This is a genomic window from Psychrobacter sp. Arc9, from assembly GCF_041431295.1.
Classification (GTDB): domain Bacteria; phylum Pseudomonadota; class Gammaproteobacteria; order Pseudomonadales; family Moraxellaceae; genus Psychrobacter.
In genome coordinates this window covers 1-1,737 of the sequence record NZ_JASMRK010000053.1, presented here as the reverse complement: position 1 = coordinate 1,737, position 1,737 = coordinate 1, and the positions used below count along the sequence as shown (strand labels likewise).

General features: G+C 35.8%; 2 protein-coding genes. Both read left to right on the top strand.

Annotated features, from left to right (window positions below):
* Positions 1-29 precede the first annotated feature (29 nt).
* Positions 30-767: a hypothetical protein gene (locus tag QO187_RS13740; RefSeq protein ID WP_371548654.1), complete on the top strand. Its 738-nt coding sequence runs from the start codon at positions 30-32 to the stop codon at positions 765-767.
* Between the two features lie 21 nt (positions 768-788).
* Positions 789-1,580 carry a Hint domain-containing protein gene (locus QO187_RS13735; protein ID WP_371548652.1) on the top strand — a complete coding sequence of 264 codons (792 nt, stop codon included), beginning with the start codon at positions 789-791 and terminating at the stop codon, positions 1,578-1,580.
* The last annotated feature ends 157 nt before the right edge of the window (positions 1,581-1,737 follow it).

Sequence of the window (1,737 nt, the reverse complement as noted above, 5' to 3'; positions counted from 1 at the left end):
TTTCTTGGTCATGGTAAACTCCTATAATTGTGCTTAGTTTACCAAGTTTAGTTGTACGGTTTCTTCAGCATAGCTCAGTTTCCACTGAAAAGAAAAGGATTTTTAGCGTAGCATTTGAAACTGTAAAAAGAGATATGGATTTAGAGAAGTTTAATAGAGTTAAGTCGGGTGAGATTATTGCTAATGAAAAAGAAAGAAACGGCTTGTCTTATCTGTTTTGCACAGGGAATCATGCATTCTGGACTAAAGAATCTGGATGGACACAAGCTGAAGATTTAGCAATTACCAAACGCTATAAAAATGAAGATAGGGATTATACTTTAGTGTGCAAAGACGGGTCACCTACGTATGGTGCGAGTCTTTTTACATCTAAAGAACCACTTTATAGAACAAGTTTGGAAGATGTAGCATTACATAAGGTTGAAAATATCGACGACTACGGAGTAGCTAATTATGTAGATTTTAGTCAAGAGAAGCCTAAAATTTTGAAAAACTGTAGGATTTGGACAAAGGCTGAAGATGAAGAATTTTTAAGTGAAAGTCAAAGCTTTATTGATTTAGATATCGAAACCCATCATAGGTTTTCAGATAAAAATAAAGATCAACTCCATTTTGAATGGATTACTGATTTGTATAATGAAGATAAAAAAAATTATTACGTTGATAACGTTTATAACATCGAGATCGAAGATTACCATACATACTTCGTTGGTGAGTATGGTGTTTGGGTACATGACGCCAGTTTGAACAACCAACCAAATCAATAATAAAAAATAAAAGGAATATAAATGACTAATTCAGGATTTGTGGTGGGAACGCTCGTTCATACAGATAAAGGATTAGTACCTATTCAGGAGTTAAAAATCGGTGATAAAGTACTGTCTAAGGATGAAAGTGGTGAAGGAGAACTGGTCTATAAGCCTGTGATAAGAACCATCAAGTCTGCTACTAAACAAAAGATTATAACGCCTGTTGAGGGTATTTACTGTACTGATAATCATCCATTCTGGACGCATGTCAGTGATGAGGAAAAACCAAGATGGGTAGCTGCAAAGTTCATTACATCTAACGATATTGTTAATTATATTTTTCCAGAAAGAGGCCATCAAGGTGAAATACTTGACATATCTGGTAGATATCACGAAGAGGTGTATGATCCTTATCAAATTGGAGGAAAGTATGTCATAGCAACTAGCGATCCAAAGGTTGGGTTGTATATGCACAGCTGTCAAGATAAGCATGCAGATCCAGGTGAAATTGATATAGGGGTGATTGACTTTAGGAATGGTGAAGCTGTAGAGGTGTTTACTAATGATGACAATAGTCTTTTAGGTAGGGACTTACATTCGGAGGATGGTTCTGAACCTTATGCGAAGTTTCATAAGTTTTTAGACAAAGACAATCCTGAGAATCGTGTCGAGATAGAGTACTATAGTAAGTTAGTTGCAGCCTACAGAGTGCCAGATTGGGAGAATGACTCCAGAGCTACATCCAATGCCTTCACTGATTATGTCTATAACATTGAAGTCGCCGATACTCATACTTATTTTGTAGGAAAAAAAAGGCATTTGGGTGTATGACGGTGAATTTTATAATAAATAATCTCAGTGAGTTGATAATATGAATAAAAACGTTCCAGGATTTGTCGCAGGTACATTGGTAACCCCAGTTCGGGATAAGGGCTCAAAAAAAGATAAAAAAAGAAGTCCAAAGTTGCTAAAGTAAGTTTACCAAGAC

Bases quoted from the DNA above. Each gene is read 5' to 3' on its own strand.
- QO187_RS13735 (WP_371548652.1), top strand. From the start codon at position 789: ATGACTAATTCAGGATTTGTGGTGGGAACGCTCGTTCATACAGATAAA.